Below are 24,044 nucleotides of genomic sequence, written 5' to 3' on the forward strand. Positions count from 1 at the left end.
GCGGTCAAGGCATGACGGGAGGTAAATACTTCAACGTCGTCCCCAACGCCCACAGCAAGAACAACACCAGCGGCGTGTGCACCAGCAACTGCACGAACGAAAACCCAATCAAATCCCGCGCCTTCAACCCCAACACGCCCAGCAACGGCAACATATAGAACGGGTTGATCAGGTTCGGCAGCGCCTCGGCGGCGTTGTAGATCTGCACCGCCCAGCCCAGGTGGTATTGCAGGTCATTGGCGACTTGCATCACGTAGGGCGCTTCGATAATCCACTTGCCGCCGCCCGACGGAATGAAGAAACCGAGTACCGCCGAGTACACGCCCATCAGCAGCGCGTAGGTGTCGTGGGAGGCGATGGACGTGAAGAAGGTCGAAATGTGGTGGGCCAGGGTCTGGCCGTCACCGCCTTTCACCACCGTCATCAGCGCGGCAATCGAGCCGTACAGCGGGAACTGGATCAGCACGCCGGTGGTGGTGGGCACCGCACGGGCCACCGCATCGAGGAAGCTGCGCGGGCGCCAGTGCAGCAGGGCGCCGACCATGATGAACAGGAAATTGTAGGTGTTCAGCCCCGAAATTGCGCTGATCGCCGGCTTGGTCGAAAACTCGTGGAACAGCCAACCGGCTGCCAGCAGTGCCAGCAGGATGGTCAGCAATGGGCTGTGTTCCAGCCATTCACCGGGTCGCGTCGGTGCTTGAATCTTTGGCAGGTTGAACGCCGGGTCGACGCCACAGGCCTTGGCATCACGCGCGCTGTTCGGGCCGGGCGCGGTAGCGTAGGCGATGATCAGCGAGACCACGATCAACGCCAGCAGCAACACGCCGGATTGCCACAGGAAGATGGTGTCAGTGAACGGGATCACCCCCGTGATCGACAGAATCGACGGCGGCAGGCTGGCCGGGTTGGCCTGCAACTGCGCCGCGGACGACGACAACCCCAGCGCCCATACGGCGCCCAGCCCCAGATACGCCGCCGCACCGGCCGCGCGGTAATCCATCTTCAAATCCGCACGACGCGCCAGCGCCCGCACCAGCAAACCGCCGAATACCAGGGACAGGCCCCAGTTCAGCAAGGAAGCGACCATCGAGATCAACGCCACCCAGGCCACGGCCGAGCGGCCGTTCTTCGGGATACGCGCCAGGCGGTCGATCAGTTTCACCGCGGGCGGCGAACTGGCCACCACATAACCGCCGATCACCACAAAGGCCATCTGCATGGTGAAGGGGATCAGGCTCCAGAACCCGTCGCCGAACGCTTTGGCGGCCTCGGTCGGCGCGGCGCCCATGCCCAGGGTCGCCACGGCGACGATGATCACGGCAAGTGCCGCAAACACCCAGGAGTCTGGGAACCAGCGTTCGGCGAAGTTGGAGCAACGCAGGGCAAAGCGGGCATAGCGGCTTTCTTCGATAGCGTCGGCCACAAGTCTTTCCTCTTATAGTTATTAGGTGCAGGCAATTTTCCGGCATGTTCCGCTACGGCCATTGATATGGGAATGCAGTTATCTTCATCGATCCATGAGGAAAACAAATATATCTGTCGTGATTGCCATCAATGGGCTCAGCTCATAACCTGCACGCCATTTTGTTTGTCTGCCGAGCCTCCACATGACAGCCACCTTTCCTGCACAGGCGCAGCGTTTTTCCCGCTCCGACTACAAAACCCTGGGCCTGGCCGCCCTGGGCGGTGCCCTGGAAATCTACGACTTCATCATCTTCGTGTTTTTCGCGCTGACCTTGAGCCAGCTGTTCTTCCCGCCGGAAATGCCCGAGTGGCTGCGCCTGCTGCAAAGCTTTGGCATTTTCGTCACCGGCTACCTGGCGCGCCCACTGGGCGGCATCCTGATGGCCCACTTTGCCGATCATCTGGGGCGCAAGCGCGTGTTCAGCCTGAGCATCCTGATGATGGCGCTGCCCTGCCTGCTGATCGGGATCATGCCAACCTACGCGCAAATCGGTTATTTCGCACCGCTGATCCTGCTGGCGTTGCGCGTGCTGCAAGGCGCGGCGGTGGGCGGTGAAGTGCCGAGTGCCTGGACCTTCGTCGCCGAACACGCGCCGCCCCACCATCGCGGTTACGCCCTGGGCTTCCTGCAAGCCGGCCTGACCTTCGGCTACCTGCTCGGTGCGCTGACGGCGACCCTGCTGGCGCAAGTCTTCACACCGGCCGAAATCCTCGACTACGCCTGGCGCTTTCCCTTCCTGCTCGGCGGTGTGTTTGGCGTGATTGGCGTGTGGCTGCGCCGCTGGCTCAGCGAAACCCCGGTGTTCCTCGAAATGCAGGCCCGCCGCCAGGCCGCCGCCGAACTCCCCCTGCGCACCGTGTTGCGTGACCACCGCGCCGTACTGCTGCCGGCGATGATCCTCACCTGCGTGCTCACCTCCGCCGTGGTGGTGTTGGTGGTCATCACCCCGACCATGATGCAGAAAACCTTCGGCATGAGCCCCAGCCACACGTTCGCCTTGAGCGCCTTGGGCATCGTGTTCCTCAATATCGGGTGTGTGCTGGCGGGCTTACTGGTCGACCGCATCGGCGCCTGGCGCGCGGTGCTGGTTTACAGCCTGTTGCTGCCGGTGGGGATTGCTGTGCTCTATGCCAGCCTGATCAGTGGCGGTATCTGGCTGGGTGCGGCGTACGCCGTGGCGGGCTTGAGTTGCGGCGTGGTGGGCGCGGTGCCGTCGGTGATGGTCGGCCTGTTTCCGGCGCAGGTACGGGTGTCGGGGATTTCCTTTACCTACAACATTGCCTACGCGCTGTGGGCGAGTACCACGCCGTTGTTGCTGATTGCGCTGATGCCAACCAGCCCGTGGATTTGCGTGGGGTATTGCGTGGTGATGGGGGCGGTGGGGGTGGTGAGTGTGGCGCTGTTTGGTAAGCGCCACACGGTAGACGCTGTTACAAATGGCACCTAGGGCCATCAATTGACGGGGGTTGATGCCATTTCTATAGTCGCTTCAACTTCTGGTTGGCATGTAGAACCCTATGACTCAGACCGCCTTTATCAACTTCGCCATCCTGTCCTGGTCTCGCCAGCGGGCGGGGTTGTCTGAGGCGCAAATTGCCAGAGGCCTTACAGTCAGCGTCGAAAAAGTGAAAGCGTGGGAGAAGGGTCAGAACCTTCCCACGTTCAACCAAGCGCAAAAATGGGCCCTTATCGCACAAGTACCCTTTGGCTTCCTCTTTCTCAAGGCTCCGCCGCAGGAGCACCTTCCTCTTCCTGACCTGCGTACTGTGGGTAGCGTTCTTCCAAACAAACCCAGTTTGAATCTGCTGGACACAGTGCGAGACGTGCTGCGTAAACAAGACTGGTACCTGGAATACCTACAGGATCACGATCGCTCTGCGCTGCCCTTCGTGGGAAGTTTCAACAGCCGTTTGCCTATCAAGGAAGTGGTAACAGATATTCGTCGCGTACTCTGCGTGGCGGATGACTTTGCGCGTATGACTTATGAAGACTATTTCAGGGCTTTGGTGAGTGGCGCTGAGGAGGCCGGCATTCTTGTCATGCGCAGCGGTGTTGCCTTGGGAAATACCCACCGCAAACTGGATGTCAGCGAATTTCGAGGATTTGCGATCAGCAACGCTCTAGCCCCCGTGGTTTTCATCAACAGTGCGGACGCACCCACGGCACGCCTTTTTACCTTGCTGCATGAGCTGGCGCATATCTGGATTGGTAGCACGGGGGTATCTGATGGCAGCAGTCACAGCGCGCGTCAGGAAGAAGCTTTTTGCAATTCGGTAGCGGGGGAGTTTCTGGCACCGGAGCTCGTCTTTCGAGCGCAATGGGATTCGAACGTGCACGGGGAGCAAAACCTTGCGCCGCTGGCTGGGCGCTTTCGGGTCAGCATGTTGGTGATTGCACGTCGTGCCCGTGATCTCGGCTATATCAGCAGTGATCAATACGGCGCTTATTACCGTCGGATCTTGCAGGAATATCGAGATAAGGGCGGTAATGGAGGAGATTACTACCGCATCGCAGCTATTCGAAACAGTACCCGGTTGAGCAAGGCCGTCCTGGCAGAAGCGCAGAGCGGTCGAATTCTGCTACGAGACGCAGGAAAACTGCTGGGTGTGCAGCCTGCCAAGTTGAAGACTTATGGGATGAAGCTATCGGCATGAAGCATCTACTGGATTCGAATACGCTGATTGAGGCCAAAAATCGCTATTACGGAATGTCGATTTGCCCAGGATATTGGGCGTGGATTCTTCAACAGCATCAGGCTCTGGAAATTGCCAGTATCGTGCCGGTAAGGGATGAATTTGCCAGAGGCAATGATGATTTGACCCAGTGGGTTAAAGGCAACGCGCACCTGTTCGAGGACTCCAGCGATGAGCCAACTCAAACCGCGTTTGGGCATATCGTCGCAAAGATTGCGCAGCAGATGCCTGCAATGAAAGCCGGAGCGTTTGAAGAGTTTCTCGAGGGCGCAGATCCCTGGTTGATTGCCAAGGCAATGACCACCGGCGCAGTGGTCGTCACGCATGAGGTCTACAACCCTGACATCAAGCGTAAGTTCACGATTCCCAATGTGTGTTCTCTGTTTGGCGTGCCTAACATGAACACATTTGAATTGCTCGGTAAGCTCGATGCTCGTTTTGTTCTGCATCACTGATTGAGTGAGGGGAAGGATACTTCCCCTCGACGTGGCAATTTCAAGTCAGGAAGTGCCAGAACAGCAGCGTACCGATCAAGCCAACCACCGAAACAATAGTCTGCAACACCGACCACACCCAGATCGTCTGCTTCAACTGCAAGCCAAAGTATTCACGCACCATCCAGAACCCGGCGTCGTTGACGTGGCAGAAGAACACCGAGCCGGCGCCAATCGCCAAGGCTACCAACGAACTCTGCGTCGCCGCGAGGCCTGCCATCATCGGCGCGAGAATACCGGCGGTGGTCGTCGTAGCAACGGTGGCCGAGCCGGTGGCCTGGCGCAGCGCAACTGCAATCAACCACGCGAGTAGCAGGTAGGGCATGTGCGCGCCTTCGGCGACCTTGCTGATGGTCTGGCTCACGCCGGCATCCAGCAGCGTTTGCTTGAGGCCGCCACCGGCGCCGATGGTCAGCAGTAACACGGCGATGGGCGCCAGCGCCTTGCGCAGGGTGTTGCCGACCTCGGTGCGCGGCATGCCGGCGGCCCAGCCCAGGCAGATCACGGCGGCGATCACGGCCAGGCCGAGGGCGATGAGCGGTTCGCCAAGGAATTTCAGGGTCAGGCCGAGGGTGCTTTCAGCCGGCAGTGCGACCTTGGCCAAGGTGCTGCCCAACATCAGAATCACCGGCAACAGAATAATCAACAACGACACTGCAAAACTTGGCTGGCGCGGTGCCTTGGGCGGTGCGCTGAACAGCGCGCCGATATCCGCAGGCTCATCCACATGCAGGCGCTTGGACAGCCAGTTGCCGTAGATCGGGCCCGCCAGGATCACCGCCGGTACCGCGATGCAGAAACCCAGCAACATGGTCAGGCCAAGGTCGGCGTGCAGCGCGCCTACCGCAATCAGTGGCCCTGGATGGGGTGGCATCAGGGCGTGCAGGGTGGTCATGCCCGCCAGTGCCGGGATGGCGATTTTCAGCAGCGGCTGGTTTGAGCGCTTAGCCATCACAAAGATGATCGGCACCATCATGACCAGGCCCACTTCGAAAAACAGTGGCAGGCCGATCACCATGGCCACCAGCGCCATCACCCAGGGCAGTGACTTGCCCTTGCCCAACCCGAGCAAGGTCGTGGCGATGCGGTCGGCTGCACCGGATTCCGCCATCAGCGCGCCGAGCATCGAGCCCAGGGCGATGATGATCCCGGCTTCACCGAGGATCGCGCCGGCACCTTTACTGAACGCCTTGGCCACTTCTTCAGGCGGCAGGCCCGCGCCGACCCCGGCGATGAACGTGCCGATCAGGATCGACAGGAACGGCGGCAATTTGGTCGCACTGATCAGCACGATGATGCTGGCGATGGCCAGCAGTACACAGAACATAAGGCGGGTGTCGTGAACCATCCACGCGGCAGTCGATAACTCCAAAACGGGACTCCTTATCGAACAGGTTTGGGAAATTGTTTCTTTTTGTTTCCTGCCCGAAAAGCATACCTGATCCCGCGATGGCCAAGTGCTTATGTGCCGTTTTGGTGCGATCAGCGGTAAGGCGCCGTGAGGCCCGCCGCAGAGCCATTGCTGTCGGATTTGTAATCTTTGCTCCACCGCCCTGATAAGTCGTGACAGCTACATTGCCCCCGCTTGTACTTCATGGGCGTGGAACTCTCGTTATGGCAATTTCCGTTAGAAAACTTCTGGGGGCGGGCGTGTTGTGGGTGGTTGCCAGCGCGAGCCAGGCACAAACCCTCACCCTCGACTCGGCCCTGCAAACCGCCTTCGCCAACAACCCGGAACTGGCGGCAGCACAATGGGACATCGACATTGCCCAGGGTGGTCGCCAGCAGGCCGGGTTGATCCCCAATCCGGTGGCCTCCTGGGATGTGGAGGACACCCGTCGTGACTCCCGCACCACCAGCATCAAGATCAGCCAGGCCCTGGAACTGGGTGGCAAGCGGGGGGCGCGAATCGACGTGGCGTCCCGCGCCCAGGACGCCGCCGCGCTGACGTTGGAGCAGCGCCGCAACACCCTGCGCGCCGAAGTCATCGACAACTACTACGGCGCTTTGCTTGCCCAGGAACGCCTCGACTTGGCGCAGCGTTCCATGACTGTGGCCGAGCGCGGGCTGGTTGTCGCCAACGGTCGGGTGACAGCAGGCAAGGCCTCACCGGTGGAGGCCACACGGGCCCAAGTGCAGTTATCGGAGATTCGTCTGGAACTCGACCGCGCGCAGATTGGCCTTACCGATGCCTATCGTCGCCTGGCCGCCAGTACTGGCAGCGCCGCGCCGAACTTCCAGGCCGTCGCCACACAAAACCCTTCAACACCGACCGTGCCGTCGGCCACCCAGTTGCTGGCGCGCCTTGAGCAGACCACCGAGCTGCGCCTGGCTGAACTGAGCATCCTGCAAAACGAAGCCAGCGTTGGCCTGGAAAAAGCCCAGCGCATTCCCGACCTCGACGTGTCCATCGGCAGCCAGTACGACGCCAGCGTGCGCGAGCGGGTGAACCTGGTGGGCGTGTCGATGCCGATCCCATTGTTCAACCGCAACCAGGGCAACGTTCTCGCCGCTACCCGCCGCGCCGATCAGGCCCGCGACCTGCGCAACGCCACCGAACTGCGCCTGCGCACCGAAACCCGCCAGGCCTTGGACCTGTGGCAGTCCGCGAATACCGAGGTGCGCGCGTTCAACCAGCAGATCCTGCCCGCCGCCCAAAGCGCGGTGGACAGCGCCACCCGTGGTTTCGAAATGGGCAAGTTCAGCTTCCTCGACGTGCTGGACGCCCAGCGCACGCTGATCGCGGCCCGCACCCAATACCTCAACGCCACCGCCCAGGCCACCGATGCCTGGGTGCGTATCGAACGGATTTACGGCGACCTCGCCCGGTTTTGATTTTTCCTGGAGTCCTTTATGAACAACAAACATGGCGTGGCGCTTGCCGTCGCCTTGAGCCTGATGCTGTCCAGCTTTGCAAGGGCCGACGAAGAAGAAGGCGAGCTTGAACTCACCGAGCAGCAGATTCAGGCCGCTGGCATTCAGGTCGCCCAGGCTCAACCGCGTTCGATCAGCACGTTGCTGGTGCTGCCGGGAGAAGTGCGCTTTGACGAAGATCGAACCTCCCACATCCTCCCGCGTACGGCGGGCGTGGTGGAGTCGGTAAAGGTCAACCTCGGCCAATCGGTGAAGAAAGGTGAGCTGTTGGCGGTGATCGCCAGCCAGCAGATTTCCGACCAGCGCAGCGAATTGGCGGCCAGCGAGAGACGGGTCGAACTGGCACGCACCACCTTCCAGCGCGAACGCCAATTGTGGCAAGACAAAATCTCCGCCGAGCAGGATTACCTGCTGGCGCGCCAGGCGCTGCAGGAAGCCGAAATCGCCCTGAACAATGCCCGCCAGAAGATGACGGCTCTCAGTGGCAGCGCCGTATGGGGGGGCGGCAATCGCTATGAGCTGCGTGCGCCGTTCGCTGGCGTGGTGGTGGAAAAACACTTGGGTGTCGGCGAGGTCGTGAGTGAGACCACCAACGCCTTCACTCTTTCGGACTTGTCCCAGGTGTGGGTGACGTTCGGCGTGTTTCCCAAGGATTTGAACAAGGTGCGAGTCGGCAAGCCGGTCAAGGTCAGCTCTACGGAAATGGGCACCGAAGTGCAGGGCACTGTGGCCTATGTCGGCAGCCTGCTGGGTGAACAAACCCGTACGGCCACCGTGCGCGTGAGCGTGCCCAACCCTGACGATGCTTGGCGTCCTGGTTTGTTTGTCAGCGTGCAACTGGCCACCGACACGTTCCAGGCCAAGGTCACCGTCCCCCAGGAGGCGATCCAGACCGTCGAGGACAAACCTTCGGTGTTCATGCGCACCGAGCACGGGTTTGTCACCCGTCACCTGGAGCTTGGCGCGAGCGAAAACGGCTACGTCGAAGTACGCCAAGGTCTCGACGCCGGCGCACAGGTGGCCACCGTTGGCAGCTTCATCCTCAAGTCCGAACTGGGCAAAGGCTCGGCCGAACACGCCCATTGATCCCGCGAGTGATTCCCCATGTTTGAGCGCCTTATCCAATTTGCCATCGAGCAGCGCATCATCGTGCTGCTGGCGGTGCTGTTGATGGCCGGTGTCGGCATCGCCAGCTATCAGAAGTTGCCCATCGACGCGGTGCCCGACATCACCAACGTGCAGGTGCAGATCAACTCGGCCGCGGCCGGGTATTCACCGTTGGAGACCGAGCAGCGCATCACCTTTCCCATCGAAACCGCCATGGCCGGCTTGCCGGGTTTGCAGCAGACGCGTTCGCTGTCGCGTTCCGGTTTGTCCCAGGTCACGGTGATCTTCAAGGACGGCACTGACCTGTTCTTCGCTCGCCAATTGGTCAATGAGCGCCTGCAAGTTGCCCGTGAGCAATTGCCCCTGGGCATCGAGACGGCGATGGGGCCGATTTCCACCGGGCTGGGGGAAATTTTCCTATGGACCGTCGAGGCCAAGGACGGCGCGCTCAAGGACGACGGCACGCCCTACACACCGACCGACCTGCGGGTTATCCAGGACTGGATCATCAAGCCGCAACTGCGCAATGTGCCGGGCGTGGCCGAGATCAACACCATCGGCGGCTTCGCCAAGGAATACCAGATTGCACCCGACCCCAAGCGCCTGGCCGCCTACAACCTGACCTTGAATGACCTGGTCACGGCGCTGGAACGCAATAACGCCAACGTCGGCGCCGGCTATATCGAGCGCAGCGGCGAGCAACTGTTGATCCGTGCGCCGGGGCAATTGGCGTCCATCGACGACATCGCCAATATCGTCATCACCAGTTCGGATGGCACGCCGATTCGCGTGCGCAATGTGGCCCAGGTCGAGATCGGCCGTGAGTTGCGTACCGGCGCCGCCACCGAAAATGGCCGCGAAGTGGTGCTGGGCACGGTGTTCATGTTGATCGGCGAAAACAGCCGCAGCGTGTCCCAGGCCGTGGCGAAAAAACTTGAAGAGATCAACCGTTCGCTGCCTGAAGGCGTGGTCGCCGTCACCGTCTACGACCGCACCAACCTCGTCGAAAAAGCCATCGCCACCGTGAAGAAAAACCTCTTCGAAGGTGCGCTGCTGGTGGTCGCGGTGCTGTTCCTGTTCCTCGGTAATATCCGCGCCGCGCTGATCACCGCGATGGTGATTCCCCTGGCGATGCTGTTCACCTTTACCGGGATGTTCACCAACAAGGTCAGTGCCAATTTGATGAGTCTCGGCGCGCTGGACTTCGGCATCATCGTCGATGGCGCGGTGGTGATCGTCGAGAACGCTATCCGCCGCTTGGCTCATGCCCAGCAGCGCCATGGACGACTGCTGACCCGCAACGAGCGCTTGCACGAAGTATTCGCCGCCGCCAAGGAAGCACGGCGGGCGCTGATCTTTGGCCAACTGATCATCATGGTGGTGTACCTGCCGATCTTCGCCCTCACCGGGGTGGCCGGGAAGATGTTTCATCCCATGGCGTTTACCGTGGTGATTGCCCTGCTGGGCGCGATGATTCTGTCGGTGACCTTTGTCCCGGCGGCGATTGCGCTGTTCGTCACCGGCAAGATCAAGGAAGAAGAAAATATCGTCATGCGCAGCGCGCGTCGGGTCTATGCACCGGTGCTCGACTGGGTGATGGCGCGCCGTCCGCTGGTGTTCGGCCTGGCCGTGTTGACCATCGTTGCGTCAGGCGTTGTCGCCAGCCGCATGGGCAGCGAATTTATCCCCAGCCTCAGCGAAGGCGATTTTGCCCAGCAGGCCCTGCGCGTGCCCGGCACCAGCCTGACGCAGTCGGTGCAGATGCAGCAGCAACTGGAAAAAACCTTGATGGCCCAGGTGCCGGAAATCGAGCGGGTCTTCGCGCGCACTGGCACTGCGGAAATTGCTTCTGACCCGATGCCGCCGAACATTTCCGACAGCTACGTGATGCTTAAACCCAAGGACCAATGGCCGGATCCCAAGAAGTCCCGCGAAACCCTGATCGCTGATATCCAGCGTGCCAGTGCGATTGTGCCGGGCAGTGCGTACGAGTTGTCGCAGCCGATCCAACTGCGTTTCAACGAGCTGATTTCCGGCGTGCGCAGCGATGTGGCGGTGAAGGTGTTCGGCGATGACATGACGGTGCTCAACAAGACCGCCGGGGTAATCGCCGAGACCCTGCAAAAGCTCAGTGGCGCATCGGAAGTCAAGGTAGAACAAACCTCCGGCCTGCCGGTACTGACCATCAATATCGACCGCGACAAGGCCGCGCGTTTTGGCCTGAACGTGGGGGATGTGCAGGACACCATCGCCGTCGCTGTCGGAGGGCGTCAGGCCGGTACGTTGTACGAAGGCGACCGGCGTTTCGACATGGTCGTGCGTTTGTCCGACGCGTTGCGCACCGATATCGACGGGCTGTCGCGGCTGTTGATTCCGGTGCCGGGTAATGCGTCTGGCCAGTTGGGTTTCATTGCGTTGTCCCAAGTGGCGAGCCTGGACCTGGTGCTCGGCCCGAACCAGATCAGCCGCGAGAATGGCAAGCGCCTGGTGATCGTTAGCGCCAACGTGCGGGGACGGGATATCGGTTCGTTCGTCGAGGAAGCCGAGGCGGCCATCCTCGCTCAGGTGAAAGTGCCAGCGGGCTACTGGACCAACTGGGGCGGCCAGTTCGAACAGCTGAAGGAAGCGTCCGAGCGCTTGCGCATCGTGGTGCCGGTGGCGCTGCTGCTGGTGTTTGGTTTGCTGTTCATGATGTTCAACAACCTCAAGGATGGCCTGCTGGTGTTTACCGGCATTCCGTTCGCCTTGACCGGTGGGATCATGGCGTTGTGGCTGCGGGATATTCCGCTGTCGATCTCGGCGGGGGTGGGCTTTATTGCCTTGTCCGGCGTGGCGGTGTTGAACGGCCTGGTGATGATTGCGTTCATCCGCAACCTGCGCGAGGAAGGGCGCTCGTTGTCGATGGCGATCAACGAAGGCGCGCTGACCCGGCTGCGTCCGGTGTTGATGACCGCGTTGGTGGCGTCCCTTGGATTTATCCCCATGGCGCTCGCCACCGGCACCGGCGCTGAGGTGCAGCGGCCGCTGGCGACGGTGGTGATCGGCGGGATCATTTCCTCTACGTTGCTGACCCTGCTGGTGTTGCCGGCGCTGTATCAATGGGCCCATCGCAAAGAAGAGGAAACACCAGGCTGAACCGTGTAAACCGGCCCGGTTGGCTGCTGACGTCGGCGTGCCCCTGATGCAGGTGCATGATCGACTGCACAATCGCCAGCCCAAGGCCGGTGCCGCCTTCGGCACGGGCGCGGCTGTTGTCGGCGCGGTAGAAACGTTCGAACAGGTGCGGCAGGTGATGGGCTTCGATACCGCGCCCTGGGTTGCCCACCGACAGCGACACGTTCTGGTCGTAGCTTTCCACCAGCAGCAACACACTGGAAGCCTCGGGGGTGTGGCGAATGGCATTGGACAGCAGGTTGGAGATGGCGCGCTGGATCATCAGGCGATCCCCCATCACCCAGGCATCGCCGCGCAGGCTCAGGGTGATGTGCTTGTCTTCGGCGCTGAGGGCGAACAGCTCCATCACCCGCTGTGCTTCCTGTGCCAGCGACACCGGGGCAAAACCGGCGCGCGCGGCGGGGTGGCTGACCTGGGCGAGGAACAGCATGTCCGAGACAATCCGCGACAGGCGCTCCATTTCCTCGGTGCAGGACTCCAAGCCGGCTTTGTATTCCTGCGAAGGCCGCTCGCGGGACAAGGTCACCTGGGCCTTGCCCATCAGGTTGGTCAAGGGCGCGCGCAGTTCGTGGGCCAGGTCGTCGGAGAACTGCGACAGTTGCTGCACCCCAGCGTCGAGGCGATGCAGCATAACGTTGATGCCCTCGGCCAACTCGCCCAGCTCCTTGGGCAGGTTGTCCAGGGACAGGCGATGGGTCAGGTCCTGGGTCGTGACCTTGGCCGCGACACGGCTGAACTGTTGCAGCGGCGCGAGCCCGCGCTGCACCAGCCACCAGGCGCCCATGCCGATCAGGATCAACAGCATCGGCAGGGCGATCACCGTGGAGCGCAGGTAGGCACTGAGCAGCGCTTCATCATCGGAGCGGTCCAGCGATAGCAGCACGCGGACATACTCGCCCCCTTGCAAGGGCATCAGGCGCGTCGCACTGAGGATGCGATTGCCCTGGCCATCGACCCAGTTCAAATAGGCGAGGTTTTTGCCGGTGGGCACGTCGAGCAGCAGCGGTTGCTGGGGCTTGGCGCCGACGCTGAGCAGTACCGGTGCATCGGGCCGTGCGCCGAGGATGGTCAGGTAGATGTTGTCGTGGCCCATCACCAGGTCCAGCAGTGAATGAGGACGGTTGGTGATGCGGTGTTCATCGAGGCCCTGGTTGAGGGTATGGGCCAGTTGCTCCATTTTGTTTTCCAGGCCCTTGCGCGCGAGCTTGTCCAGTTCGTGCGTCAGGGCCAGGTATGCCAGGCTCGCCAGCAGCACCACCAACCCGGCGCCCATCAGGCTGACCGTTAGCCCCAGGCGCATCGACAGGCTGCTGGTCTTCATGGGCGCGCCTCCAGCACATAACCCACACCGCGAATGGTATGGATCAACTTCACCTCGCTCTGGTCATCGACCTTGCCGCGCAGACGGCTGATGGAGACTTCCACCACATTGGTGTCGCAATCGAAGTTCATGTCCCACACCAGCGAGATGATCTGCGTGCGGGTCATCACTTCGCCGGCCTGGCGCATCAGTACGTGCAGCAGGGCGAATTCCTTGGTGGTCAGGTCAATCCGACGGTTGCCGCGATAGGCGCGGTGTCGGCGGGGGTCCAGTTCCAGGTCCGAGACGCGCAGCACGTCTGGTAGCGGGATGTGCTCGCTGCGCCGCAACAAAGTGCGCACACGGGCGAGCAACTCGGGAAATTCGAAGGGCTTGACCAGGTAATCATCGGCGCCCATGTCCAGGCCCTTGATCTTGTCGGCCAGCCGGCCGCGCGCGGTGAGCATCATTACGCGCTGGTTGCCGTCGCGGCGCAGTTGCTCCAGCACTTCCCAACCGTCGGTGTTGGGCAAGTTGACATCGAGGATCACCAATTCATAACTGTGTTGCCTGGCCAGGTGCAGGCCATCAACGCCGCTGGCGGCGCAATCGACCACATAACCGCTTTCGGTCAGGCCTTGCTGCAGGTAGTCGGCGGTTTTTTGTTCGTCCTCAACCACAAGGATACGCATGGGGGTTACCTTCAAAGAAAACGAAAAGGGGCATGGCCTCATGGCGAGGCTGAGTAGGCTGTAGGAAAACTCTGAAGCGTGAAGTAGCTTTAGGGTCAAGCCGCGTCAGGCGGGTGCGACGATTCGCCACTGACCCAGCACACAAAAAAAACGCCCCAATCGGGGCGCAAAAAGTTCATCTCTGTTCCAAAGGAGCTACACAAAAGCCGCAGAGATGAGTTGTGTTCGATGTGCAGTGTAAAAAGTGCAACTTAACGGGAAGGTGAGGCCAATATTACAGTTCTGACAGACTTCAACTTGTGAACAGATGTAGCGCATCGGCAAGTGAATGTAATTGGCGTCCCTTAAAGCACGGCAATGGGATACTCGACAATCAAGCGAACTTCTTCCAGGTCCGATTCAAATGCACTTGAGCGCACTGTCGCCTGGCGCAGTCGCAGCGATAAGTCCTTCAAGCGGCCACCTTGCACCACATATTTGGCCTCGATGTCCCGCTCCCAGCGGCGTTGATCGGTGAGCGGGTTGCCGGCCGCGTCACGGCGCATGTACACCGCGTTGGCGTTGCTGTAGTCAGCGCCGGTGCCTTTGCCGTAGCGGGTCATGAACGACAAACCAGGAATGCCGAACGCCTGCATGTCCAGGTCGTAGCGCAGCATCCACGAGCGTTCCTTGGGCGAGTTGAAGTCGCTGTACTGGATCGAGTTGTTGAGGAAGATCGAGTCGGACTGGCGCAGGTAATCGAAGTCGTCATCACCATTGTTGCGTTGGTGCGAGACGGCTAGGCTGTGGGCGCCGACCTTGACCCCGAGCCTGGCGCTCCAGATGTTGTTGTCGAATTCGCCCAGCAGCTTTTTACCTTCGTCCACGGCCTTGTAGTAGTTGAAGTCGCCGAACAGCGAGATGTCTTCGCCCAGTGGATAGTTGCCGGCGGTGCCGAAGTAGTATTGGTCCCAGGCGTCTTTCAAGCGGCTGCTGTAGAGGCTGACACTGAGGTTTTTGTTGACGGTGTAGTCGCCGCCGAAATAGCCGATCCAGGGCGAATCGACCGGGCCTGCGTAGAAGGTGGCAAAGCCCTTGTCCATGCCGCTTTGCGTCGGCTGGCTCATGCCGCTCAAGCGCCCACCCTGCAAACTCAGGCCCTCAAGGCTGGTGTTTTGCGCGGTGACGCCGCGAAAGCTTTCCGGCAAAACACGTGAATCTCCGTAAGCCACGACCGGGGTCAGCGGGAATACATCGCCGGCCTTGATCACGGTATCCAGCACGCGCAGTTTCGCCGCGCCGCCGAATTTGCTGTAGCTGTCTTCCGGGCGGTTATCGCTGTCCACCGGCAATACGCCGAACGAGCCTTTGCCACCGCTGCGGCCGGTGCCCGAATCCAGCTTCACGCCGACCATGGCGAATGCGTCCAGGCCAAACCCCACGGTGCCCTGGGTAAAACCGGATTCGAAGCGCCCAATCAATCCCTGCGCCCAGGCTTCTGAGTAGCCGTTGCCGGTGGGGCTGGACTGGCCCTTGCGATCATCGCGGTTGAAGTAAAAGTTACGCGCCAGCACGTTGAAGCTGCTGCCTTCGATAAACCCCTCGGGTTTCTCTTGCGCTGCCACGGCGGCCAAGGGCAAGGCGGCGCACAGTGAAAGGGGAAGGCTGTAGTGACGGATACGCATGGTTCGCTCCTAAGTAATGGCAGTTTTCAGCTTCTTATGGGAGTGGGCGTTCTTATTGATCTGGCCCGGGCTGATAGTTGCAAACCGTGGATAACGAAGAAGTGGCGTGAAGATTACAATTCTGGAAACTCACCGTTCTCTAACAAATAAGTAATGTTCTGGTGAAGATTGCGTCAGGGTCAGTTGGTTAGTCTCGGCACTGAACTTTTCAACTGAGGAACTAACCATGAACTTTTATAAAATCGCGCTGGGCGTGTTAACGGCAGTTTTATCGTTCGGCGCATTGGCTGAAGGCGGGGGCGATCGTACGTTCGCGCTGATGATGGAGCGCAATCAGAAAGCCATGGCCGACTACGCCGCCAAAAAGGGCAAGCCGGCGCCCGAGGTGCAGGCGTACCGCTATGGCATGAAGCTGGACATCGCCAAGGTGGTCAACGTCACGCCGCCGATCCGTTCGTGCAACCCGGTGCCGTCGCGTATGACCTACGAAGACTCCAGCGGCAAGCTCAATACCCTTGAGTACCAAGTGATGGGGGTATGCCGAAACAATGGCAGTTGATGGATCCAAAAATATAGTTGGGCCTGGGGCTAAAGCCCTCTTCAGAAAACCCCGACAGCGCCGATGCAGGTCAGATCACTCTCCCCATTTGACCATCGGTGCCCCATGTTCAACACCCGTTTGAAGCAGGAGCTGTCGGCTCTTCGCGAAGAATTGTCCAGCTTGAATCAGGTCAAGGAGAGCCTGGAAAGCGAAATGCTGTGCCTGACGCTGGACGCCGAAGGCCGGGTGGAGTGGGCCAATGCCAACTTCCTGCAAGAGTTGGCCTATCAGAGCGGCCAACTGCTGGGGCGAAAGATCGAAGATCTGGAGCCGGTCCATGTGCGTCGGGATGAATTCCAGCAGCGCTTCAAGAACGCCCTGGTACGTGGCGAGCACTTCGCCGGTACCGTGCGCCTGATGCGTGGCAACGGCCAGGAAGCCTGGCTGCGTTCGATTGTGCAGCCGGTGCGCAGCTCCGATGGGCGCATCAAGCATTTTTCGATTTACTCCAGCGACCTCACCCGCACCATCGAGGCTTCTCGCGAGCACGAAAACCTGATTACTGCGCTGGTGCGTTCCACCGCCGTGATCGAGTTCGACCTCGGTGGCCATGTGCTGACCGCGAACGAGCGTTTCCTGGGCGGCATGGGTTACAGCCTGGCGCAGATCCAGGGCAAACATCACCGCATGTTCTGCGAACCGGAGGAATACAACAGCACCGAGTACCAGGACTTCTGGAAGCGCCTGAACGCCGGTGAGTTTGTCGCGGCGCGCTTCAAGCGTGTCGACAGTCATGGTCGTGTGGTGTGGCTGGAGGCGACGTACAACCCGGTGCTGGACGCCACCGACCGGCTGTACAAAGTGGTCAAGTTCGCCACGGTGATCACCGATCAGGTCAATCAGGAACAGGCGGTGGCCGAGGCCGCGAACATTGCCTACAGCACTTCGCTGCAAACCGATAACAGCGCCCAACGCGGCACTACCGTGGTGACCCAGGCGGTGGATGTGATGCGCGACCTGGCCAAGCACATGCAACAGGCTGGCGAGGGCATCGAGGCGCTGAACGCTCAATCCCAGGTGATCGGGACCATCGTCAAGACCATCAGCGGCATTGCCGAGCAGACCAACTTGCTGGCGCTCAACGCGGCCATTGAAGCGGCGCGAGCAGGCGAGCAGGGGCGTGGTTTTGCGGTAGTGGCCGATGAAGTGCGGCAACTGGCCTCGCGTACCAGCAAGGCGACCGAGGAGATTGTCGGCGTGGTGCGTCAGAACCAGGACATGGCGCGCGATGCTGTGAGCCTGATGACTGAGGGTCGCCTGCAAGCCGAGCAAGGCCTGGCCCTGGCGGCCGAGGCGGGCACGGTGATCGTGGAGATCCAGGACGGCGCGCAAAAGGTGGTCAGTGCGGTAGGACAGTTCGCCAACCAACTCTCGAGTTGAGCCGGGGGCTTCGGGTATCGTAGGCGCTTTCTTGCATGAAGAGCCGACTGTCCATGAGCCCTACCCACCGTCGCCCCGTTCCGCTGTCCAAGGCCTATCGTTTGCTCAACCACGGTCCGACCGTGCTGGTGAGCGCTGCGCACAATGGCCAACGCAATATCATGGCGGCTGCCTGGGCCATGCCGCTGGATTTCGAACCGCCGAAAGTCGCCGTGGTGCTGGACAAGGCTACCTGGACCCGCCAACTGCTCGAAAGCGCTGGCACCTTTGTGCTCCAGGTGCCTTGTGCGGCCCAGGCGGACCTTGTGCAAACCGTGGGTAACACCACCGGCGCCGACACTGACAAATTTGCCGCCTACGGCTTGCAGACGTTCACGGGTGAACACACCGAAGCGCCGTTGCTGGAAGGTTGCGTTGCCTGGCTGGAGTGCCGTCTGCTGCCCGAGCCCCACAATCAGCAGACCTACGATCTGTTCCTCGGTGAAGTGGTGGCGGCCTATGCCGACGCGCGCGTATTCAGCGACGGCCGCTGGCATTTTGAAGGCCATGATGAACTGCGCACCTTGCACCATGTGGCGGGCGGGCATTTCCTTACCATCGGCCAGCCGATTGATGGGCGTCAGCTCTAAGCCTTACCAGCGTGCGTTTGCCAGTGCTTCGGCAAACGCCATCAACTTCGGTGAATACTGCCGGGACGGCGGATAGACCAGCGAGATCGCTCGACTGCGCCCGGCGACGTCTTCCAGCACCGGAACCAGGCGCCCGGCCGCGAGGTCGTCGCGCACGGCAAAGTCCATTACCTGGGCAACGCCAAAACCACCCACGGCGCCGTCCACCAGCGCATCGCCGATATCGAAGATCAGCCGCCCTTCGACACTGACATCCTGCACCCTGCCGTCGATCATGAACTGCCAATCCACCAGGCGGCCGCTGCGTAGATTGCGTACGGTGAGGCAGTTGTGGTGCTTGAGGTCATCGACGCAGTGCGGAGTGCCGAAACGTGCGAGATAAGCGGGTGCGGCGACCGTGACCCAACGCAGTGGCGGCAGGGCGCGGGCGATCAGGCGCTGGTCCTGGATCTCGCCGGTACGCAGCAAGGCATCGAAACCTTCATCGACGATATCCACCAGGCGATCGGTCATCACTGCCTCGATGCGCAGCTCGGGGTAACGCAGGGTCAATTCGCCGATCACCGGCATCACCACTTTGCGTCCGAACAGCGACGGCGTGCTGATCTTCAACAGGCCGGACGGGTTGCTGCGTCGGTCGAGCATCAGTTTTTCGGCTTCGGCCAGTTCCGCCAGCAACGGTGCACTGCGCTCGTACAACATCTGCCCGTCGGGGGTGAGGCTGACGCTGCGCGTGTTGCGTTGCAGCAGGCGAACCCCCAGCTCGCTTTCCAGGCGCGAAATGGCGCGGGACAGACCGGACTGGGTCAGCCGCAGGTCACCGGCAGCGCGGGTGAAACTGCGGGTTTCGGCCACGCGGACCAGCAGGCGAACAGCGTTCAGATCCATGATTAAAGTCATTACTGAAAGGGTGATAGAGGTATTTATCATCGATCAGGCATGAAAGAAACTGATGCGCTCTTATTTTCGGACAGGACGCTGTGATGTCTCCTTCTCGACCCTCAGGCTGGATGCTGACGTTGCTGGCCACCGCGCAATTGATCATCGCGCTGGACGCCACCATCGTGTTTGTTGCCCTGCCGCAGATCGGCATGCACCTGGATTTTTCCGCCCAACAACTGCAGTGGGTGGTCAGCGCCTACAGCGTGGCATTTGGCGGGTTCTTGCTGTTGGGTGGCAGGGCCACCGATTTGCTCGGCAAACGACGTTTGTACCGGGTGGGGCAGTCGCTCTACGCCCTGGCTTCCCTGGCGGCTGTGCTGGGCGGCAGCGCGATATTGCTGGTACTGGCGCGGGCGGTGCAGGGTGTGGGCGGCGCGATGCTGTTCCCGGCCACGCTCGCGCTGATCAACACCCACTACGCCGAAGGGCCGGCGCGCAACCGTGCGTTTGCCGTGTGGAGTGCGGCGTCGGCGGCCGGGCTGGCGTTGGGCGCGTTGCTGGGCGGCGTGCTGACCCAGGTGTGGGGCTGGGAAGCGGTATTTCTGGTGAACGTGCCTCTGGCGGGCGGCTGTGCGTGGGCGGCGCGGTACTGGATCCCCGCTGATGGTGAGCGTGCGGGTGGACGCAACTTTGATATCAGCGGCGCGTTGACTGTGACCGTCGGCGGTACCTTGCTGGTGTTCTCGTTGGTACAAGGCCCGGAATGGGGCTGGACGGCACCGTCCACCCTCGGCTGCCTGGTCTTGGCATTGGCACTGCTCGGGCTGTTCGCCTGGATCGAGCATCGAGGCCGCGACCCGCTGATGCCGCTGCGCCTGCTTGCTTACCGCGAACTGCGCATGGCCATGGTGCTGACGGCGGTGTTCATGAGCAGTTTTGGCGTGCAGTACTACTTCCTCGCGTTGTACTACCAGCAGGTCTACGGCTACAGCGTATTGCAGGCGGGGCTGGCGTTCTTGCCGGCGACGTTGGTGTGTACGTTCGGCATCTGGTTGGCAGAGCGCTCGCTGGTTCGGCTGGGTTTGCGCAACACCTTGGTCTGCGGGCAACTGGCGGGGGCGGTGGGCATTGCGCTGGTGGTATGGGCGCTGCCGACCGGCGTGGGGTTCTGGTCGTTACTGCCGGGGATTTTCATCCTGAGTGTCGGGCAAGGCATGACCTGGACCGCGATGTGGGTGGCGGCGGGCCTGGGTATCCGGCCAGGGGAGCAGGGCGTGGCGGCGGGGATGGCGTCCACCAGCCAGCAGATCGGCGGGGCGTTGGGGTTGGCGGTGCTGGTGTCGGTAGCGAGCGCCGGTGGCATCGAGCAGGCGTTGTGGTGGAGCGCGGCGATCGCCCTGGCAGGCGCGGTGTTGGCACTGTGTCTCAGGCAACCGGCCGGGTTATCTGTTCTGGAAACGGTCTGACATTTTTACCCAGCGCGACGGTGGCATGCCGTAGGTGCTGCGAAATTGCCGGGTCATGTGACTCTGGTCGGTGAAACCGGCGGTCATTGCCGCATCGACCAGCGATTGGCCTTGGGCCAATAGGCTGCGCACCAAGTCCAACCGACGCATGGTCAGGTAGCGGTAGGGGCTGGTGCCGAACAGCAGGCGAAAGTCCCGCGACAAGGCCCAGCGGTCGCGACCGGCATGGTCGGCCATCTCATCCAGGGTGATGCTGCGGCCCAGGGCGCCGTGGATAAATTCCCGGGCACGCTCGGCGGCCACGTAGTCGAACGTCTTGCGGCTGATGATCCCGCCCGAGACGTTGCTCAAGGCGTGGGCCAGGTCGAACAGGGCGTCCTGTTCCTGCAACGGGTCGATGGGGTTATCCAGGTTCTGCAGCAACACTTCGCTGGCGCGAAACAGCCGTAGGTCGGTGGACAAACCATTGGGGATAAACGGCAGTGGCTTGCCGCCGAGGATCTGTTGGATCAGCGACGGCTCGACATAAATCATCCGGTACTTGAAGCCCTCATCACTGCCTGCGTGACCGTCGTGGGTCTCATCGGGGTGCAGCACCATGGTGGTGCCGGGCAGGCTGTGGACCATGTCTCCACGATAGTGAAAGCTTTGCACGCCGGTCAATGTACGCCCGATGGCGTAGGTGTCATGGCGATGCGGGTCGAAGGCAAAGCCGGCAAAGTACGCCTCGATACGGTCCAGGCCACTGGCATGCGGGGCGCGGTGCAGCCAGTCGAGGGTGGCGGTGGGTTTGCCCATGGTGGTGTGTCACAAAAAAGAGAGGGAAGTACGTTAACCCAGTCTGGCGCAGGTTGTCTGCCGAGTCTTGAATGATCGTGCGGGTTTCTGTTTATGAGCGTTAAAGGGTTATTTTTGTATTGTTTTATAATGAATTATTATTGTTTTACGATAATTTTTTGATTATCTTGCCTCGACATTCCTTCAGAGAGGCCTTTCATGAATACCCAACGTCTTGCTCAACTCAGCCAGCGTATGTCGATGATCACCCTGCTGCTGATCATCAGCATGTTGGTGCTCAACGCGGCTGTCTGGCTGTTTCCGGTATTGAGTTCTTCGGCCGACGGGCTTGGGTTTGGCTTCGCGCTGAGCGATCGCCAGATTCAAGGGCGTGCCGAGCAGGTGGCGTTGTTTCCCTTCTGGCAGATCCTGGGCGGGATCGTGTTGTCCAGTGTTCCCTTGATGGCACTGGCGTCCGGTCTGAATCACCTGCGCAAGCTGTTCAAAAATTATGCGCGAGGCGAGTATTTCTCCAGTGCGGCAGCGTTGCATCTGGGTAAGGTTGGCAAAGCAGTGGCGATCTGGGTGTTGCTGGATTTCTTATGTGAGCCACTATTGAGCGTCTGGGTGACCATGAACGAGCCGGTCGGCCAGCGGATGATCAGCCTGAGCGTGACGGCGCCCAGCTTTGTTGCCCTGTTTCTGGCTGCCTGTATTGCGGTAATCGCGCGTATCCTGTTGCAGGCCAGTGAAGTGGATTCTGAAAACCGTACTTTTGTTTGAGATCGACATGCCCATTGTGATTGAGTTGGATGTCATGCTTGCCCGGCGCAAGGTCAAGTCCAAGGACCTGGCGGCGGCCATCGGGATTACTGAACAGAACCTTTCCTTGCTCAAGCAGGGCAAGGTCAAAGGCATCAGGCTCGGGACGCTGGATGCCATCTGTACTTACCTGGATTGTCAGCCCGGTGACTTGCTGGTTCATACGCCAGAGCCGGTTGCCGACCAGTAGGGCCTTATCAACACTGCGAAGAAGGATCATTCGATGCTGCTTTCCAACCTGCCATACGCTGCGCCGTTGTTGTCATTGGCCCTGCTCTGGACGGTCGCGGTGGTGACACCGGGCCCCAACTTTTTCAACACCGCACAACTGGCGGCCAGTTGCTCACGTCGCCATGGCGTGGTGGCATCGGCCGGAGTGGCCACCGGAACTGTCATGTGGGGGCTCGCGGGCGGCTTGGGCATCAAGTCGCTGTTTACCGCCGCGCCCATGCTGTACATGGCGTTCAAGATCATCGGCGGTTGCTACCTGATTTATCTCGGCCTGAAACTGTTCAAACGCTCGGCACCCGCCATGAGCCAGAGTGTGCTGCCGGACGAGGCGCGTCGCTCATTGTTCTCCGCCTGGCGCCTGGGGTTGCTGGGCAACTTGTCCAACCCCAAGGCGGCTCTGTTTGTGGCGACCATCTTCGCGTCCACCATGCCACCGTCTCCCTCGCCGATGCTGCTGACCCTGGCGGTCATGACCATGGCCACCTTGTCGTTCAGCTGGTATTCCTGCGTGGCCCTGGTGTTTTCCAGTGAGCGCATGGCCGACCTTTACAGCCGCTCGCGCAAGTGGCTCGACCGCTTTGCCGGTGGCTGCTACCTGCTGTTCGGTGCACATCTGGTAGCGAATCGCTGACCGCCCGTGGTAAGAAGCCTTACTTTCAACAGTGAGGCCGGGTCATGAGCAAGGTGCGGGTAGGTATTATTTTTGGTGGCCGGTCGGCCGAGCACGAAGTCTCGTTGCAATCGGCGCGCAACATTGTTGACGCGCTGGACCGCTCCCGTTTCGAGCCGGTGTTGATCGGTATCGACAAGGCCGGCCATTGGCACCTCAACGATACGTCGAACTTCCTGCTCAACCAGGAAAACCCGGCCCTGATCGCCCTCAACCAGTCCAACCGCGAGCTGGCGGTGGTGCCCGGCAAGGCCAGCCAGCAACTGGTGGAGACTTCGGGTTCGGGCCTGCTGGAACATGTGGATGTGATTTTTCCCATCGTCCACGGCACCCTTGGCGAAGACGGTTGCCTGCAGGGCTTGCTGCGCATGGCGGACCTGCCTTTTGTCGGCTCCGACGTACTCGGCTCGGCGGTGTGCATGGACAAGGACATCAGCAAGCGCCTGCTGCGCGATGCCGGCATTGCCGTCACCCCGTTCATCACCCTGACCCGCAGCAACGCGGCGCGCACTTCGTTCGAGGCGGCGGTGAACAAGCTCGGCCTGCCGATGTTCGTCAAACCCGCGAACCAGGGTTCTTCGGTAGGTGTGAGTAAAGTAGGCGACGAAGCCGAGTACTTCGCCGCCGTCGAACTGGCCCTTGGTTTTGATGAAAAGGTGTTGGTTGAATCCGCCGTAAAAGGCCGTGAAATCGAATGCGCCGTGCTCGGCAACGAAAACCCCATCGCCAGCGGTTGTGGCGAGATCGTGGTGAGCAGCGGTTTCTATTCCTACGACAGCAAATACATCGACGACCAGGCGGCCCAGGTAGTGGTGCCCGCCGACATCAGCCTGGAAGCCAGCGAGCGCATTCGCGGGTTGGCCATCGAGGCCTTCGAGGTGCTGGGCTGTTCCGGTCTGGCACGGGTCGACGTGTTCCTCACAGACGAGGGTGAAGTGCTGATCAATGAAATCAACTCACTGCCCGGCTTCACCCGTATCAGCATGTACCCCAAGCTTTGGCAGGCGGCGGGGATGAGCTACAGCGAGCTGGTGAGCCGGTTGATCGAGCTGGCGTTGGAGCGGCATGCGGGGCGTAAGGCGCTCAAGATCAGCCGGTAGTCACTGCCCAGGACTGGGTAACG

Annotated in this window: 20 protein-coding genes and 2 pseudogenes; 15 read left to right on the forward strand and 7 right to left on the reverse strand. The window is 60.9% G+C overall.

The window, feature by feature from the left end; all coding sequences use genetic code 11:
• Positions 1 to 4: 4 nt before the first annotated feature.
• Positions 5 to 1,423, reverse strand: coding sequence for a short-chain fatty acid transporter (locus ACP7EW_RS08505; protein ID WP_426216454.1), 1,419 nt, complete (start codon positions 1,421 to 1,423; stop codon positions 5 to 7).
• A gap of 184 nt (positions 1,424 to 1,607) precedes the next feature.
• Between ACP7EW_RS08505 and ACP7EW_RS08510 the strand changes: the two genes are divergently transcribed.
• The 3 genes from ACP7EW_RS08510 (at position 1,608) to ACP7EW_RS08520 (ending at position 4,613) form a co-directional block, all read left to right on the forward strand.
• Positions 1,608 to 2,912 (forward strand): MFS transporter, encoded by a 1,305-nt coding sequence (locus ACP7EW_RS08510; protein ID WP_033898404.1) that lies wholly within the window; start codon positions 1,608 to 1,610, stop codon positions 2,910 to 2,912.
• Positions 2,913 to 2,982: 70 nt separating this feature from the next.
• Positions 2,983 to 4,119, forward strand: coding sequence for an ImmA/IrrE family metallo-endopeptidase (locus ACP7EW_RS08515; RefSeq protein WP_426216456.1), 1,137 nt, complete (start codon positions 2,983 to 2,985; stop codon positions 4,117 to 4,119).
• On the forward strand, positions 4,116 to 4,613 hold the full coding sequence (locus ACP7EW_RS08520; protein ID WP_426216458.1) for a DUF4411 family protein: 498 nt from the start codon (positions 4,116 to 4,118) through the stop codon (positions 4,611 to 4,613). Before ACP7EW_RS08515 ends, ACP7EW_RS08520 begins: the two co-directional genes overlap by 4 nt.
• Before the next feature lie 40 nt (positions 4,614 to 4,653).
• On the opposite strand, the gene ACP7EW_RS08525 is transcribed toward ACP7EW_RS08520, so the two are convergent.
• Positions 4,654 to 6,024, reverse strand: a complete 1,371-nt coding sequence (locus ACP7EW_RS08525) for a gluconate:H+ symporter (protein ID WP_033898410.1) — start codon at positions 6,022 to 6,024, stop codon at positions 4,654 to 4,656.
• 242 nt (positions 6,025 to 6,266) lie between these two features.
• On the opposite strand from ACP7EW_RS08525, the gene ACP7EW_RS08530 reads away from it, so the two are divergent.
• Genes ACP7EW_RS08530 through ACP7EW_RS08540 form a run of 3 tightly spaced genes read left to right on the forward strand, consistent with a single transcriptional unit; the run spans position 6,267 to position 11,768 of the window.
• Positions 6,267 to 7,487 (forward strand): TolC family protein, encoded by a 1,221-nt coding sequence (locus ACP7EW_RS08530; protein ID WP_426216460.1) that lies wholly within the window; start codon positions 6,267 to 6,269, stop codon positions 7,485 to 7,487.
• 18 nt (positions 7,488 to 7,505) lie between these two features.
• Complete coding sequence (locus ACP7EW_RS08535; RefSeq protein WP_426216462.1) at positions 7,506 to 8,612, forward strand: efflux RND transporter periplasmic adaptor subunit; 1,107 nt, start codon at positions 7,506 to 7,508, stop codon at positions 8,610 to 8,612.
• Positions 8,613 to 8,630: 18 nt separating this feature from the next.
• On the forward strand, positions 8,631 to 11,768 hold the full coding sequence (locus tag ACP7EW_RS08540) for a CusA/CzcA family heavy metal efflux RND transporter (RefSeq protein ID WP_426216464.1): 3,138 nt from the start codon (positions 8,631 to 8,633) through the stop codon (positions 11,766 to 11,768).
• On the opposite strand, the gene ACP7EW_RS08545 is transcribed toward ACP7EW_RS08540, so the two are convergent.
• The 3 genes from ACP7EW_RS08545 to ACP7EW_RS08555 form a co-directional block, all read right to left on the reverse strand.
• Positions 11,692 to 13,128, reverse strand: coding sequence for a heavy metal sensor histidine kinase (locus tag ACP7EW_RS08545; RefSeq protein ID WP_426216466.1), 1,437 nt, complete (start codon positions 13,126 to 13,128; stop codon positions 11,692 to 11,694). The two genes, ACP7EW_RS08540 and ACP7EW_RS08545, sit on opposite strands and share 77 nt — an antisense overlap.
• Positions 13,125 to 13,799, reverse strand: a complete 675-nt coding sequence (locus ACP7EW_RS08550) for a heavy metal response regulator transcription factor (protein WP_033898419.1) — start codon at positions 13,797 to 13,799, stop codon at positions 13,125 to 13,127. The genes ACP7EW_RS08545 and ACP7EW_RS08550 overlap by 4 nt, the downstream gene beginning before the upstream one ends.
• Positions 13,800 to 14,143: 344 nt before the next feature.
• The gene (locus ACP7EW_RS08555; protein ID WP_426216469.1) at positions 14,144 to 15,463 is read right to left on the reverse strand and encodes an OprD family porin; all 1,320 of its coding nucleotides are present in this window, start codon (positions 15,461 to 15,463) and stop codon (positions 14,144 to 14,146) included.
• 226 nt (positions 15,464 to 15,689) lie between these two features.
• Here ACP7EW_RS08555 and ACP7EW_RS08560 point away from each other — a divergent pair, with 226 nt between their 5' ends.
• From ACP7EW_RS08560 to ACP7EW_RS08575, 4 genes and pseudogenes are all read left to right on the forward strand, one after another.
• On the forward strand, positions 15,690 to 16,022 hold the full coding sequence (locus ACP7EW_RS08560) for a DUF2790 domain-containing protein (protein ID WP_033898422.1): 333 nt from the start codon (positions 15,690 to 15,692) through the stop codon (positions 16,020 to 16,022).
• A gap of 195 nt (positions 16,023 to 16,217) precedes the next feature.
• Positions 16,218 to 16,904: pseudogene (locus tag ACP7EW_RS08565) on the forward strand (PAS domain-containing protein); the annotation flags it as partial.
• A 108-nt stretch (positions 16,905 to 17,012) separates the two neighbouring features.
• A pseudogene (locus tag ACP7EW_RS08570) lies at positions 17,013 to 17,444 on the forward strand (methyl-accepting chemotaxis protein); the annotation flags it as partial.
• 53 nt (positions 17,445 to 17,497) lie between these two features.
• Positions 17,498 to 18,073: a flavin reductase family protein gene (locus ACP7EW_RS08575; RefSeq protein WP_426216471.1), complete on the forward strand. Its 576-nt coding sequence runs from the start codon at positions 17,498 to 17,500 to the stop codon at positions 18,071 to 18,073.
• Positions 18,074 to 18,076: 3 nt separating this feature from the next.
• Here the strand turns inward: ACP7EW_RS08575 and ACP7EW_RS08580 are convergent, their stop codons facing one another.
• Complete coding sequence (locus tag ACP7EW_RS08580; RefSeq protein ID WP_426216473.1) at positions 18,077 to 18,961, reverse strand: LysR family transcriptional regulator; 885 nt, start codon at positions 18,959 to 18,961, stop codon at positions 18,077 to 18,079.
• A gap of 122 nt (positions 18,962 to 19,083) precedes the next feature.
• Here ACP7EW_RS08580 and ACP7EW_RS08585 point away from each other — a divergent pair, with 122 nt between their 5' ends.
• On the forward strand, positions 19,084 to 20,421 hold the full coding sequence (locus tag ACP7EW_RS08585) for an MFS transporter (RefSeq protein ID WP_426218032.1): 1,338 nt from the start codon (positions 19,084 to 19,086) through the stop codon (positions 20,419 to 20,421).
• Here the strand turns inward: ACP7EW_RS08585 and ACP7EW_RS08590 are convergent.
• The gene (locus tag ACP7EW_RS08590; protein WP_033898427.1) at positions 20,398 to 21,219 is read right to left on the reverse strand and encodes an AraC family transcriptional regulator; all 822 of its coding nucleotides are present in this window, start codon (positions 21,217 to 21,219) and stop codon (positions 20,398 to 20,400) included. The genes ACP7EW_RS08585 and ACP7EW_RS08590 overlap by 24 nt on opposite strands.
• 198 nt (positions 21,220 to 21,417) lie before the next feature.
• Between ACP7EW_RS08590 and ACP7EW_RS08595 the strand changes: the two genes are divergently transcribed.
• The 4 genes from ACP7EW_RS08595 to ddlA are packed head-to-tail and all read left to right on the forward strand — an operon-like array spanning position 21,418 to position 24,021.
• Complete coding sequence (locus ACP7EW_RS08595) at positions 21,418 to 21,981, forward strand: DUF2975 domain-containing protein (protein WP_033898428.1); 564 nt, start codon at positions 21,418 to 21,420, stop codon at positions 21,979 to 21,981.
• Positions 21,982 to 21,988: 7 nt separating this feature from the next.
• Positions 21,989 to 22,210 carry a helix-turn-helix domain-containing protein gene (locus ACP7EW_RS08600; protein ID WP_033898429.1) on the forward strand — a complete coding sequence of 74 codons (222 nt, stop codon included), beginning with the start codon at positions 21,989 to 21,991 and terminating at the stop codon, positions 22,208 to 22,210.
• A 33-nt stretch (positions 22,211 to 22,243) separates the two neighbouring features.
• Positions 22,244 to 22,882 carry a LysE family transporter gene (locus tag ACP7EW_RS08605; protein ID WP_038842764.1) on the forward strand — a complete coding sequence of 213 codons (639 nt, stop codon included), beginning with the start codon at positions 22,244 to 22,246 and terminating at the stop codon, positions 22,880 to 22,882.
• Between the two features lie 44 nt (positions 22,883 to 22,926).
• Positions 22,927 to 24,021: a D-alanine--D-alanine ligase gene (gene ddlA, locus ACP7EW_RS08610; RefSeq protein ID WP_061435213.1), complete on the forward strand. Its 1,095-nt coding sequence runs from the start codon at positions 22,927 to 22,929 to the stop codon at positions 24,019 to 24,021.
• Positions 24,022 to 24,044 lie beyond the last annotated feature (23 nt).

It is taken from the genome of Pseudomonas sp. DWRC2-2, from assembly GCF_049897885.1.
GTDB lineage: Bacteria > Pseudomonadota > Gammaproteobacteria > Pseudomonadales > Pseudomonadaceae > Aquipseudomonas > Aquipseudomonas azotoformans_A.